The 12,528-nt window shown below is 66.1% G+C and carries 13 protein-coding genes; all 13 read right to left on the bottom strand.

Annotated elements, in window-relative coordinates:
* Nucleotides 1-132 precede the first annotated feature (132 nt).
* From ACIBCN_RS02010 to ACIBCN_RS01950, 13 genes are read right to left on the bottom strand one after another with little or no spacing between them, the layout of a single operon-like run.
* On the bottom strand, nt 133-789 hold the full coding sequence (locus tag ACIBCN_RS02010; RefSeq protein WP_396989596.1) for a DUF6182 family protein: 657 nt from the start codon (nt 787-789) through the stop codon (nt 133-135).
* Nucleotides 761-1,606: a hypothetical protein gene (locus ACIBCN_RS02005; RefSeq protein ID WP_396989595.1), complete on the bottom strand. Its 846-nt coding sequence runs from the start codon at nt 1,604-1,606 to the stop codon at nt 761-763. Before ACIBCN_RS02005 ends, ACIBCN_RS02010 begins: the two co-directional genes overlap by 29 nt.
* Nucleotides 1,603-3,969 (bottom strand): phosphotransferase, encoded by a 2,367-nt coding sequence (locus ACIBCN_RS02000; protein ID WP_396989594.1) that lies wholly within the window; start codon nt 3,967-3,969, stop codon nt 1,603-1,605. The genes ACIBCN_RS02005 and ACIBCN_RS02000 overlap by 4 nt, the downstream gene beginning before the upstream one ends.
* Nucleotides 3,966-5,618 (bottom strand): GH3 auxin-responsive promoter family protein, encoded by a 1,653-nt coding sequence (locus tag ACIBCN_RS01995; protein ID WP_396989593.1) that lies wholly within the window; start codon nt 5,616-5,618, stop codon nt 3,966-3,968. Before ACIBCN_RS01995 ends, ACIBCN_RS02000 begins: the two co-directional genes overlap by 4 nt.
* 43 nt (nt 5,619-5,661) lie before the next feature.
* Complete coding sequence (locus ACIBCN_RS01990) at nt 5,662-6,750, bottom strand: hypothetical protein (RefSeq protein ID WP_396989592.1); 1,089 nt, start codon at nt 6,748-6,750, stop codon at nt 5,662-5,664.
* Nucleotides 6,747-7,322: a 4'-phosphopantetheinyl transferase superfamily protein gene (locus ACIBCN_RS01985; RefSeq protein WP_396989591.1), complete on the bottom strand. Its 576-nt coding sequence runs from the start codon at nt 7,320-7,322 to the stop codon at nt 6,747-6,749. The genes ACIBCN_RS01990 and ACIBCN_RS01985 overlap by 4 nt, the downstream gene beginning before the upstream one ends.
* An 8-nt stretch (nt 7,323-7,330) precedes the next feature.
* Nucleotides 7,331-7,585: a phosphopantetheine-binding protein gene (locus ACIBCN_RS01980; RefSeq protein ID WP_396989589.1), complete on the bottom strand. Its 255-nt coding sequence runs from the start codon at nt 7,583-7,585 to the stop codon at nt 7,331-7,333.
* Nucleotides 7,578-8,444 (bottom strand): alpha/beta fold hydrolase, encoded by an 867-nt coding sequence (locus ACIBCN_RS01975; protein WP_396989588.1) that lies wholly within the window; start codon nt 8,442-8,444, stop codon nt 7,578-7,580. The genes ACIBCN_RS01980 and ACIBCN_RS01975 overlap by 8 nt, the downstream gene beginning before the upstream one ends.
* A 6-nt stretch (nt 8,445-8,450) precedes the next feature.
* Nucleotides 8,451-9,434: an NAD(P)H-dependent flavin oxidoreductase gene (locus tag ACIBCN_RS01970; protein ID WP_396989587.1), complete on the bottom strand. Its 984-nt coding sequence runs from the start codon at nt 9,432-9,434 to the stop codon at nt 8,451-8,453.
* The gene (locus ACIBCN_RS01965) at nt 9,434-10,264 is read right to left on the bottom strand and encodes a hypothetical protein (RefSeq protein WP_396989586.1); all 831 of its coding nucleotides are present in this window, start codon (nt 10,262-10,264) and stop codon (nt 9,434-9,436) included. The genes ACIBCN_RS01970 and ACIBCN_RS01965 overlap by 1 nt, the downstream gene beginning before the upstream one ends.
* Nucleotides 10,261-10,503 (bottom strand): hypothetical protein, encoded by a 243-nt coding sequence (locus ACIBCN_RS01960; protein ID WP_396989585.1) that lies wholly within the window; start codon nt 10,501-10,503, stop codon nt 10,261-10,263. Before ACIBCN_RS01960 ends, ACIBCN_RS01965 begins: the two co-directional genes overlap by 4 nt.
* Nucleotides 10,503-11,381, bottom strand: a complete 879-nt coding sequence (locus tag ACIBCN_RS01955) for a diiron oxygenase (RefSeq protein ID WP_396989584.1) — start codon at nt 11,379-11,381, stop codon at nt 10,503-10,505. Before ACIBCN_RS01955 ends, ACIBCN_RS01960 begins: the two co-directional genes overlap by 1 nt.
* A gap of 35 nt (nt 11,382-11,416) precedes the next feature.
* Nucleotides 11,417-12,352, bottom strand: a complete 936-nt coding sequence (locus ACIBCN_RS01950) for a hypothetical protein (protein ID WP_396989583.1) — start codon at nt 12,350-12,352, stop codon at nt 11,417-11,419.
* Nucleotides 12,353-12,528: the final 176 nt, after the last annotated feature.

Below are 12,528 nucleotides of genomic sequence, written 5' to 3'. Positions count from 1 at the left end.
GTGCACGAGGACGATTCGATTCTCACTACAGAAGGGGACGCCCATCGGTTTATGCGCCGTGCCTGACATTACCAGTGCCGAACATTTGTACAACAGATGATTTTCCCACGACTCATCGTGAATTTCGCACGGTCACAGCTTGAGTGCCGCATAGCAACGCAACAGTTCCTGGTCGTGCCGATCGGCCGCCACCCGAAGATAATCGTAAGGTCCGCGCGCCGCGTCTATTCGGTCGACCGAAACCAATCGCAGGAAGCCACGATTGTCCAACATGCCCATCGAGACTGCCTCCGCGACAACGTGATTGACATGTACCAGATACTGCTCGAGCGTCAATCCCGCGCTGTCGACCGCGAGCGTGGCCATTGCGGTGTCCGCGTTCCGCGCATTGAGCGAGGCCACCGCTCGCGTCGTTCGCGATACGCCGGTGGTAGCGAACAACGGCCGCAATAGTTTACGAAGGCCGGTGACGGCGCCGAGATCATCGGGGCGATACCACGCTATTGTGCCATCCGCCGAAACATGGTCCGGCGGATATCGTATCGCGATGTTCTCCGGCTGGCCGGCCAGATAGACGGTACGTGTGAAACTCGCACACCACCGGTTGCGTACCTCCGCAGGTAATCCTGAGGCGAAGGCGAATCCGGATTCGACGAAAACTGCCGGATCGAAAGCGGAAACGACGGCCACGGCGCAGGGGCGATCGACGGTCGGAAAATCCTCGTCGAGTCGCTGGGCCCATGCTATCCGGCGTTTCGCCTCACGCCGCAGAAGTTCCTGTGTGAACACGACGTTCGTCCTTTATTAACTGCTCGGTCAATGCTTCGGCGACTTCTTCGGATGACATGTCGCCGACCTCGATGCGGCTCACCCGAACGCGGGACGGCAGGTTCTCCAGCACGCGCAGGTAGCCGGCCCGCAGTGTCAGCAGGTGGCGGCGGGTCTCGTGCAATTCTCGCGGCCCCCGCCTGCCGGCGAGTCGTTGGAGTGCTCGCTCGACCCCGAGATCGAGCCACAGCACGCGCCGGGGCAGCGCCGCCTGCAGCAGCGGGGCGATCTTCGCCAGGAACGGTCCGAAGCCATGATCCGCCAACGCCATCAACTCGCTGGTGAGCGCGGTGAAATCCAGGGTGGTACCGAGTCGCCGGTTCTGCGCGTCCGCCCACCGGGTGATCAGCCCGCGTTCCTCGGCCGACACCCGGTCCCGCCATTCCGGGATGCCCTCCGCGTCCCCGGAACTCTCGATCATCCGCCGAAAGAGCGGAAGGTACACGGCGGCATCGATGATCGGGTGCCGATCCGACAGGACGACCGAGGGCGCCAGTGCGCGGATCATGAACTGCTCCGTCGGGCCGTATATGCACATCTGCAGATAGAGCGTGGCGAGTTTGAGTCGCTGACTACCCAATTCTTCTGCGGCAGTGCGCAATCGATCCAACGCCAGGGACAGGTCGCGAAGCGGGGCGTCGGCGACCTCGTGGTTGCGCATCGATGACAGGACCGCGCAGTGTGCGCCGAGCCGGTCGCCGACGAGACGTATCGCGGTCGATTTCCCCGCGCCGTCGATGCCGACGACCGCCGCGACGATGGGTTCCCCTCGCGTCATCGGGTCTCCGATTCCAGCGCAAGCAAGCGCATCGTGGTCGGTACCACCCGGTCGAGAAACGGCAGCGCCTGATGCGAGTTGGCCATCAGGTAGAGCTGGAGCCTGGTGGTGGCGAAATCCCAGAGGGCCCAACGGTATCCGGCTCGCCAGTCGTCTTCGTGCCATTCGTCCGCGCCGTTGCGGCCGATCGCACGCCGGTGTCGCTCGATGAGCTCGGCGGTCTCCTCGACGGTGGCGTCCGGGGTGAGCACGAAAGCCATGAGCTCGACCAGATCTCGCTGCGGGACATGCAATGTCGACAGTTCCCAGTCGTAGGCGACCAGGCTGAGGTCCGCGGCGCGCAGTGCGATATTGCGCGGGTTGAAGTCGCCGTGCACCAGCGTGCGTGGCAGCGCGGCCAGGTCCGGCCACCACGACCCGACGGCGTCGATGATCTCGAGCAGTCGCCGAGTGTCGTTCTCGGTGAGCAACTTCGGAAACTCGTCGGCATTGTGCCGGACCAGAGCTGTCCATAGCGGACCCATCAGCGCCGCACGGTGTGCGGTCTGCGGCTCACCCAGCCAGCCCGCCGTCACCAGGTCGTCTTCGCGGCCGAGCCAGGCCGCGTGCACGGCAGCTATCCCCTCGATCGCGGCGTGCACATGGTGCGGTTGCCAAGCATCGAGGGAATTCAGCAAGATCACATCGGCGCCGAGCCGCTCCAGCAGGAGCACATAGGCCTCCCGCGCGGGGTCTTCGAGCAGGCCCCAGAGATCGGGCATCACCTGCCGTAAAGCCTTGTCGGCGTTGCGATATAGGGCGAGCTCCCGAGTGTGGGTGTGCTTGAAGCCGGTCCACTCCCGATAGCGCGAATACTGCTCGGCAACGTCGCCGCCGCACAGCGAGGCGATCTTGCCCACCTCGATGATGACCTCGCTGTCGAGCGGCTTGACCTTCGCGATCAACTCCGCGGTCTCGGTACCGGCCCCCGGGTAGGTGTATTCGACCCGGATGGGCACGACACCGGTGAACTTACGGCGCTCCCCCGCACCCACCGCGTCCGTCAGCAGGCTCGAGGTGCCCCCCTCGCCGAGGAGCGCGACGCCGGACACGACCAGCTCGGGGCGCTCCAGCGTTTCGGCAAGCAGCGACCCCACCAACTCGCGATTCAGCGAGTCCGGCCGCAGCCAGTCCACCCGATGCGGACGGCCGAGACGCTCGTGCGCGTCGGCGAAATGGCCTGCCGCGATGGCCGCGGCCGTCGACAGATCGAGGGCGAGTGCGAAACCACCGATGATCTCCGCGAGCCTGCGCGCACCGCCCTCACCCGCACAGCCCATCGCGGCGAGATAGTCGTTCTGCTGAGCCAAACGCGTACCGCCGCCGACTGTTCCGACGATCAGGTTGGGCAGCACGACACCGGCCAGCAGGCCGTCGTCGGTCACCTCCGTCGTGAACATCGCCGCGCTCGACTCGTGCACGCTGGCCACGTCCTGTCCGGTGGCGAGGTACATCGCCGCGATGACGTTGGCCGCATCGACGTCGGCCAGCGCCATGCCACCGAACTGGGCGGCCTGCTGCGCCCTGCGCCAGGTCTTGTCGACCGAGCGCGCGGTGGTCTTGAGCACCCGCCGCAACGTGTCGTGGTCGATCAGGCACTCCGCCAGTACTCGCGATCCGCGGCCGCCGAGCCGATTCAGCGCGGACAGTTTCTTGTCGCCGCTGAAGTTGCCCTCGACCGTGAACCAGCTCGGCACCGGCAGCCCGGGCTCGGTGAGGCGACCGCTGATCCACTGGCACGCACGCCAGGTCGCGACCGTGGTCATATTCTGGCCCGCGGCATCGGCGGTCTCGTAGACGAACCGCACGTGCACAATCCGGCCCAACTGCACCGGATCCAGCTGGATGAGCGTGGAATGCCGGGATACCGAGCGCACCTCCTCGGCCAGCGCGGCGAGCTGGCCGCGCACCCACTCGGCGAACCGGGCGGCCTCGGCGAGGTCGCCGAATTCGAAGGCGGGCGCGCGCACCATCCGTTGCCACACCACCCGGGTCGTCACGCCGCCGGAGCGGGTGATCGCCCGCGACCCACGCGCCACCGACGCGACCAAGGCGCCCTCGGTGGTGGCCAGCGGTGCGGTGATCAGCCCGCGGGCGTCGTCGCCGGTGAACAGCATGGGCCCGGCGAGGCCGACCGGGACTTCGACTGTGCCGACGAAGTTTTCGATATTGCCGCGCAGTGTCCGCGCCTCGATGCCCGGCTCCCCGAGGGATCGCAGCGCGGCGCCGCTCTGCAGGCGCAGCCAGTCGAGTCTGTGCTCGCGTGCGGCTTCGGTGTACTCACCGCGGCAAGGCACTTCGTCCTGATCGATGAATGCGGTCATACCAGTAGCTCCGACCACACGGACGACTTGGGATCGAAGACTCGGTCCTTGACCCGGGGTGGGCGCTGTCCTGCTCGCACTCGCTCGAGCCACGCACTGAAGAAGGCGGTGACCGGCGCCGGGTGTACCCGGGCCGGTCCGATGGCATCGATGCGTCGAGCCGCCGCGTACGAGGGGGATTCCGCGCTGAGGAAGGTGTCGAGCAGGCGCTCGAATCGCGCGACGTCCCTTGGGGTCTCGTCGTGGCGGAAGGCCACGGCGACCTCGTGCCGAGGCGGGTCCGATCCGTCGTCGAGCCGCCAGGTCAGGTTTTCCACCTGCATCCCGCTGGCCGTCGCCGTCTGGTGCATGGCGCGCACCGCCTGGTCCTCGCGCAGCCGGGCGCCACCCGCGGCGAGCTCACCCTGACGTCCGCCGTACTCGATACGCGGTGTCCCGCCGACGAATTCGACGACCCGGACGATATCCCTGGTGGCACAACGGTGTATCCCACCCACCCTGGTCAACACCACGTGATAGTCATTGCCCGGCACCACCTCGTGCGCAAGCAATGTCCTACTGGCCGAGGTAATTTCCTCGTCCGCGGGAATGAACTCGTAGAAGACCGCGGTCGTCATCAGCGGCGAGGCCGACGGATGCCGATCGATCGGCGCGGCGAGCGGCCCCTCGGACGAGCCGATGGGCGCCGGGATGATCCGTACGCCGGGACCGTAGTCCTGGCCGAGGGCCCGCAGATACATGCCGCCGATGTAGTTGGACCACACCACGACTCCGTTCAGCCGCGGCCAGATGTCCTTCGGCCGAATCGTGCCGAACCAGTTGGCGAGATTCTCGATCTGGTCGGCACGCGCCTTGTTCGGGGCGGTGAAGGGCTGACCGTCGAGTGTCCCGTCGCGCAGATCCCGCACGATCCGCGGCCACCACAGCGCCAGCTGGGTGGGCAGGGCGTGCGCGACGGCCGGGTTGATGGCGAAAACGCAACGGATGTCGTATTCCGCCGCGATTCGCAGGCGCAGATAGGTCCGCTGCAGCGGATCGACGCCGTCGAAGGAATCGGGCAGGCGACTCCACGCGGCGCGGTTCCCGAGTCCGACGGCCAGGTCCTCGCCGAGGCCACGGTAGTCGAGTTGGCTCAACCCGATGTGCGGCGTTCCGTCGGCGGTCCGATCGGTCGGCGAGTAGGGGTCCTGCCACAGGTTCAGCACCGAGTTGTCGTCGTGCAACGCGTCCGGGCACTGCTCCAAAATTGTTGCCAGGCCGGCGAAATAGAACGGGAGGAAGCTCTCCCTGAGGTATGACGCGGTGACCGGAATGCGCTTCTCCCGGCCGGTGGTGCCACTGCTGGAGAAATATACGAAGGGATCCTCGTCGCTCAGGACGTGGGACCTTCCGGCGATCGTGGCTTCCAGCCACGGCTCGAATTCCTCGTGCACACGAATGGGGACGGCCTGCTGGAAGTCGGCGATGCTCCGGACGGACGCGAACCGATGATCCCGGCCGAACTGCGATTCGGCATTGCGTCGCACGATCGAGAGCAGCAGCTTCTCTTGCACCGTCGCGGCGTCGTCCAGGACGGCGAGCAGTGCCGAGCGTTCCTTGTCGGCCCGACGCAGAATATCGGCTCGCCGGTCCGAGATGTTTTCAGACATAAAGTGTTCCAGCCTCTCGCAATCCCTTGTTCAGGAACGGCAATCAAAGAAAGATGTTCGTGAGCACCCGCGTCGGCGGGGCGCCACCGAGCAGCGACGACGTCAGCCGGTACGGGTCCACCCAGCCGAACTTCGAGGCGTGCCGCCTGACGTACTCGGCAGGGTCCGCGGCGTCGTGCTCCGTCGTCAGCAGCTTGTGCGACCTGGTCATCGCGCGGTAGAGCATGGTCCGATCGAGCGACGGTCCGGCGCCCCTGCCGAGCATCGCGGTGAAGTAGACGCGCATGCCGAGCCGATACGCGTCGAGATCGACGCTGGCCCGCGCCGCCGCCGACAATTCGCCGAGCGTCGACCCCGCCCACCCGCCGCGCCTGCTGGACACCGTCTGCCCCGCCACCGGCACCCGTCCCAGCGGCAGCCGCGACACGGTGATCCCGAAGTAGCCGATGATCTTTTGCAGCAGAATGAAATCCGGGGAGATGTCGTCGTCGTGCACGAGCAGCACGTGATCGTGCGAATCGACGAGGGGCAGAATGTCCCGGAGCGCGGTGATCACGTAATTCGGATGACCATCACTGCCGACCACGATCCGCAGCGGGACGCCCCACCGGGTGCCATCAAGGTAGACCGGTCCGCCGATACCACGATGATCGAGGCACAGTTTTTCGGCCACCAAGATATCGATCAGCTCGTCGACCGACCACCGGTGCGGGTGATCCGCCGTGAGCCCGGGGTCCTCGACACCGAGCTCGTCGAGCTGCCGCGACCACAGGTCGACCATCCGCGCGGTCGCCGGATGAACCCATCCGTTCGTCTCGATTCGCTCGCGATAGCTGCCCGCGGCGTCGAACGTCGACGAACTCGTTTCCGCGTGATAGGCGACGTAGAGATTGCCGATCTGCAACTCGTCGAGCCGCGAGAATTCGACGTCGGGGTGCACGCGGTCGAGATAGTCCCAGAATCCGATCGACTGCCCGGTGAGATTGGCGGTTCGGGGATTCCATACGCACGTCACATCGGCGACAAGACGAGAAGCCTTGCGCAACACATCAACCCACAGGAATCCCTTGATGTGCGTCGGTGTCAGCGGCTTGGTGGGCGTGATGGTGACGGGCGCGATCAGCAGTCTCATTCGGGACGCCGAATCGCCACGGCGAGTGCCAGATCCGCCTCGGTGCGGACCCATACCGGCGTCGGGACACCGCGGTAGGACGCGATCAGCCCGCTGCCGGAGTGGGTGAGCTCGATCCGCCAGAACAGAAAGTCCTCGAACGTGCCGGTGCCGTACAGCGCCTTGAAGGCCGCCTCCTTCGCGGCGAACAGCTCGCGCGGGGTGTAGGCCCCGGCCGGCGCGAGCAGTGCGCGCCGTTCCGGTTCGCGCAGCACGAATTCCGTTACCCGCGGGCTGATCTCGGCGTTCTCCAGATCGATGCCGACCGCCTCGGCGCCGCGCGCCACCACCGCGACCGCGAGGTGATCGGTGTGCGCGATCGAACCGGCGAATCCGTCCGGAAAGCGTGGCCTGCCATCGGATTCGCGGTGCACGACCCGATCGGCGCAGCCCGCCGCGGCCAGCGCCGCGGCGGCCGCGCGACGACCCGCCGCGAACTGCTGAGCCGGCCCGTGCGGCCACGGCACCGCGTGGAATTCGATCCACGTCCCCGGTGCGATACCAGCGGGAAATTCCAGCCCGACAGCCACCATCTATCCCTTCAATTACGCACGGCCACAACGTGGTCGGCCATCGCGCCGATCGAGCGCAGCACCTCGGGCTCGACGTCGTCGCTCCACTCGAAGCCGAACGCGTCCTCCATCGCCACCAGCAAGCTGACCAGCCCATTGGAGGACAGCCCGGCCCGGCGCAGCGACTCGGTATCCGACACGCCGTTGACGACATGGTCGCCGCCGAACAGCTCGGCCAGCAGCGCACGAATGCCCTGCCGGACCTCTGATGCCGTATCAGTCATGCGATTCCGCTTCTTCGATGAACTTGCGGACGAGCACCTGGAAGCCTTCGGAGTCGTCGAGGTGCGGCACGTGGCCCGCCTTCGGCAGGATCTCGTGGCGACCGTTCGGGAACCGCTCGGCCAGCTCCTTGGCGCCGGTCGGGCCGAGCAAGAAGTCGTCGTCACCGGTGAGGATCAGCGTCGGCACGGTGATGCGTTCGAGCAACTCGGGGCTGGTCGCGGCGTCGAGGTTGAGCTTCAGGCCGTTGGCGAGATCCTCGGAAGTGGTCAGCGCGATGAAGCTCTCCCGCAGGCCGAGGAAACCGGGAGTACCGAGCTCCTCGTTCATGTCCGAGCCGAACACTTCCGGGTACAGCTGGTTGTACAAGGCCGCCATGCCGTGGTTTTCCAGCACGTGCAGCCAGGACCGCTGGATCTGCATGTGCCGCCGCATGCCACGGGGGCCGAGGACGGGGCCCGACATCACCAGTCCCCGAACACGATCCGGGTACCGTAGCGCGACGTCCCGCGCGAGCACGGTGGACGCCGACGTGCCGATCAGATACGTCGATTCGATCTCCAGCGCGTCGAGCAACGCGATCACGTCGTCGGCGTGCTCGTCCCAGGTCGGTTCCTGCTCGACATGGGTGGAGGCGCCGTGATTGCACATGTCGTAGCTCACGACGCGGTAGTGCTGCGGCAGCTCGTTGGTGAACACCCGCCACGACGGGGTGGTCAGGAAGAAGTTGTTGAGCAGCGTGATTGCCGTGCCTGCACCGCGGGACTCGTAGTAGAGCTCGACGCCCTCCCTGGTACGAATGCGCGGCGCGTCCTCGTGGTAGTTCAGTTCCAGCCGGAACAAGGGCTCGTAGTTAGGCATTGATTTCTATCCCTTTCCTATTTCTGCGACTGCGACGCCCGGAAGGACGCGAGCAAACTCGGCGACGACATCGGCCGCCGAGAGTTCCGAGGAGATGGCGCCGCAATCCTGGCCGCAGTACATCGCCATTTCCTCGATCCGGCCGCTGGTCACGTCGGTCGGTACCGCGGCGCTGAAGCGGGGAACCAGATACGACTTTCCTTCGACAACGGTCTTGCCGATGAACTTGGTGACCTGCATCGGGTCGCGGGTGGCCGCGGTCGCCAGCACCCGATGCCGCCGATTGGGCCAGCCGATCGCGTAGACGTCGGTGATCACCGTGTCGGCCGCGTCGGCGGCGGTGACCGCCTGCTTGAAGTAGGGGTGCGCGCGCGATTCGTGCGCGACGACGAAGGCGCTGCCGAGCAGTACCCCGTCGGCGCCCGCCGCGAGCGCCCGACCGGCCGCGGCCGGTGCGCCGATGCCGCCCGCCGCGACCAGACAGGCCTCGGGCAGGCGTTCGCGCAGCGCGCCGACCAGTTCGTCACGGGTCGACGTGCCCAGCAGATGGCCGCCGGCCTCGATACCCTGGGCGACCACCACGGCGCCCCGATCGGCCACGCGCACACCGTCTTCCACGGTTCCGACCTGGACAACGAGGCGCCTGCCCGCCGCGGCGATCCGATCGAACACCGCGTCGCCGGGCATGCCGAACAGCGACAGATACACCTGCGGCGGCGTCTCGTCGAGCACCTGCGCCACCTGTTGGCCGAGCTCTACCGGCCCGACCACCTCCGGAATCAGGTTCACGCCGACCGGCCGATCGGTCCCCGCGGTGAGCCGGTCGAGCATGGCCGAAAGCGGGCCGCCGACCAGTTTGTAGCCGCCCGCGCAGCCCGCCGCGCCCGCGTTGGATACCGCGCACGCCAACTCCGGCCCCGCGACGCCGCCCATGCCCGACTGCAGCAGGCTCACGTCGATACCGAGCACCGCCGCCAAGGTGGCACGCATCAGCCCAGTGCCTCGACCGCGGCCAGTGCGGCGTCGGTGTCGCCGAAACGCTCGGTCAAGGTGTGCACCCAGCGTTCCAAACCGAAAGCGAGGCAACTGGTGTGGGCCGTGCCGTCGCCGGCCAGGATCGAGCAACGCTCGCCGAAGAAGTTCCGGTGGTAGTTGACCGAGCCGATCGCCAGGCCGTTGACAACGAACTCCTCCTTCACCGGGAACAGCCGCTGCATCTTCGCCTTACCGCCGTTCTTGTCGAAGAACGGATCGGTGGCGACCTCGAGCCGCACCTTCAGGCCGAGCTCGGTGCACAGCGCGAGCACGGTCTCCTTCGCACGCACCAGGTGCTGCTTGGCGCCGTCCTCCGGTCCGACGAAAACGATCTCCCGCATGGAGAATCCGAGCAGCCGCTGCAATCCGTCGTAGTGGTCCTCGTTGCGGAAACACGTGCCGACCGTGGTCCGCAGAACCCCCTCATCGGGCAGCACCGCATCGGACAGATCGAGATAGATCGAGTAGCAGGCCGCGGACGGCAACGCGAACGCGGACGGCTCCATCACCGCGGCGGGCATCTCCTCCACCGGCCGTGGCCCCTCGGCCAGCACGGCGCCGAGGCGTTGCGGATCGAGCCGGGTGGCGGTCAGGCCGAGATGCGGAAAATTGTCGTAGTAGTCGAAGGTGTCGAGGTCCCGGCACCGCATCAGGTACGGGAACCGGAACTCCGGCGCGTCCCAGCCGTCGGCCCAGCGCAGGAACAACGCGTCGATCGCCCGCAGCAAACGCAGCTGACCGCCGTCCAGGATTCTCAAGCCGTTGTCGGTCGCGGTGGTCATCATGCTGCTTTCTGGTTGAAGAATCGTGCTTCGATCGCGTTGAGGGTGCGGAAGTCGCCGAGGTCGAGCTCTTCCGGATCGATCGCCTCGCCGGTGAGCTCCTCGAGCAGGAAGATGAACTCGACGAAGGCCAGCGAATTGATGGCCCTGCTGTCGATCAGGTCGAGGGTCGGGTCGATATCGGCGAACTGCGGATTCCGGCTTCCGATGAATTCACGCACCGCCGTCATCGGATTCGACATCAGTTGATCGCCTCTCGTCCGACGCCGGACTTGGTCAGGAACTTGCGCGTCCGATTCAGGATCTTGTCGTGTTCGGCGATCCTGGCCGGATGCGTGATCGCCTCGCGCCGCAGCGCCAGCGCGTCCGGAATGCCGGCGGCGCGGTAGGCAGCCGGGTTGTACAGCGTGCCGATGCTGTACTGCAGGTAGTTCTCGAGATACGCGGCCACCACCGGCAATTCGGCCGGATCCCGTTTCGCGACCTGGCCGACCAGGTTGGTGAAGATCATCCGGCCGAAGGCGACATGCCTGCTCTCGTCCTGGTGATGGACCCGGTTGATCTCGCGGGCGATGGCGGGCAGCGTCTGATCGGTCGCCATCAGCGCGTTGAAGTAGTCCACGATCTCCTCGAAGATCAGGATTCGCGCGAAGACGATCAGCTCGCGCGCGACCTCGGACAGGTGTTCCACCGAGCTGGCCTGCAGGGTGGGCTGCGCCGGGTACAACCTGCCGCTGTAGCGCAGGCAGAACTGGGCGAAGAACCACATGTGCTCGTTTTCCTCACCGATGAAATGGTGCAGGAACTCCGAGACATCGGCGTAGACCCGATCGTGAATGCGCATGACGACTTCGCTCAGCAGCTCGCGAATGCCGTGGATGTTCAGGCTGAAGAAGTTCGTCGATTCTTCACGGGTCAGCGCGAGCTGCTGTTCCCGGGTCAGGTTGTCCCACATCGGCGTGCCTGCGAGCGTGACCAGGCTTTCGCTCATCCACGGCTTGTCGTGCTCGATCGTGTCCGGCCAGTCGAACATCGTGTAGGGGTTGTAATAGCCGGACTCGGCCATATTTTCCAGCCGATCCAGCTCCAGCTGCACCGGCTCGATTTCGCGTACTGCCATTACCACTCTTCTTTCCAACGAGTTTGCTCGATGATTCAGCTTCGAGGCGTCGATCGGATATCGGCATGCACCCGAACGGGGAGCTGTGAACTGCATTCGTGATAACCGAAGGGCGCATTACCGGAAGCGGTGGACGGAATCACCTTGTTGTAGATCGACCCCTGGCACAGTTCTTGGAACTCCGTGGTGTTCGGAGACAACCGCGCGGCCAGCTGCGCCTTGGCGATATCGACGGTCTTGAGCGCGCCGTCGTCGTCCTCGACCTCGACGCAGGCGTGCGGCAGGTCGAGCGCGCCGCCGACCACTCCGCAGAACCAGCCGCGTTTCGCCTCGGCCAGATACCCGGCCGCACGGAACTGCTCGGCCAGGAACAGGCTCGCGGCGATGCAGCTCGTCGCGCCCAGGGCGTGCACCAGCGCGTAGTCGGCTTGCATAGCCACCGGGATCATCTGCCAGCGATAGCCGGCGTCCAGGTACTCGCGGGTCAGCCGTCGCAACACCGGCGAGGTCAGCGGGGTCAGCGCGCCGGTCGTGGTGACCGTCGCCGCGTATGCCGCGGCACCCGCGCTCGCCGTCGGCGCCGTCACATCGACGAGACTTCCGCCGAATCGGACGACGTCCGGTGCCTCGAGGCGCCAGGGCGCGACCTCCGCGCAGTCGACACATTCCAGGCGGACCCGGAAGTCCCAGGTCTTCGCGCGCAGCAGATCGTCGACCGGCCGGCCCGCGAACCGGAAGAGCATGCGGAACGCCAGCTCCGGCTGCGTCTTCGAGGTATTCGAATACATGCCGAGGTTGTACAGATCGTTCGCGTCGAAATGGCGTACGCCGGCTCGCTCCTCGAACGGCAGACCCGCGTCGACGAGGCTGTCGATCTCCGCCGTTCCGCAGCGCAGCATCTCGCGGGCCACGGATTCCGGCTGAGTTCTACTGGAATACTCGGCGGGAATGAATTCGATAGAATTCGCCACGCGAGCCCAGGGCATATTTGCGGTCAAGAATTGCTGCGACACACTATCTCCCATGCAGGACGACCACGCCGAAGGCCCGGCGCCCGCCATCGTCGCGACACCACCACAGGAATGGTCGGATTACCTACGGCGATCGGTCCTATGGATTATGAGGATTCCGCGAATTCGTCTGTCTC

This window comes from Nocardia sp. NPDC051052 (assembly GCF_044456045.1).
Lineage (GTDB): Bacteria > Actinomycetota > Actinomycetes > Mycobacteriales > Mycobacteriaceae > Nocardia.
This window is presented reverse-complemented; position numbering and strand designations above follow the sequence as displayed.